The following is a 374-nucleotide window of genomic DNA, read 5'->3' on the forward strand; positions in this document are numbered from 1 at the left end:
CGCCATGCCGCACAGCAGCGGCCAGACGATCGCCGCGTGGTCGCCCGCGGCCACGCCCAGCCGCGTATGCCCGTCGATGATGCGCGCGCTCTTCGTGGCGATCGAAATATCGGCGAGCAGCCCCGCGACGAGACCCGCGCCCACGGCCGGCCCGTGCATCGCCGAGACGATCGGCTTGCTGCAATTGATGACGTTGTAGACGAGATCGCGCGCCTCGCGCCAGACACGCGCGCGCACGTCGAAATGCAGCGCCATGTCTTCGACGAGCGCGAGATCGCCGCCGGCCGAAAAGCCCTTGCCCTCGCCGCGAATCACGGCCACGCGCGCGTTCGGATCGCGGTCGACGTCGCGCCAGATTTCGGCGAGTTCGCGAT

1 protein-coding gene is annotated in these 374 nt (G+C 69.5%); it reads right to left on the reverse strand.

Annotated features, from left to right (window positions below; translation table 11 throughout):
- The coding region (locus SB751_RS28515; RefSeq protein ID WP_410748855.1) for an enoyl-CoA hydratase-related protein at positions 1–374 on the reverse strand (374 nt) is incomplete at both ends.

This window comes from Cupriavidus sp. SIMBA_020 (assembly GCF_046535395.1).
GTDB classification, from domain to species: domain Bacteria; phylum Pseudomonadota; class Gammaproteobacteria; order Burkholderiales; family Burkholderiaceae; genus Cupriavidus; species Cupriavidus campinensis.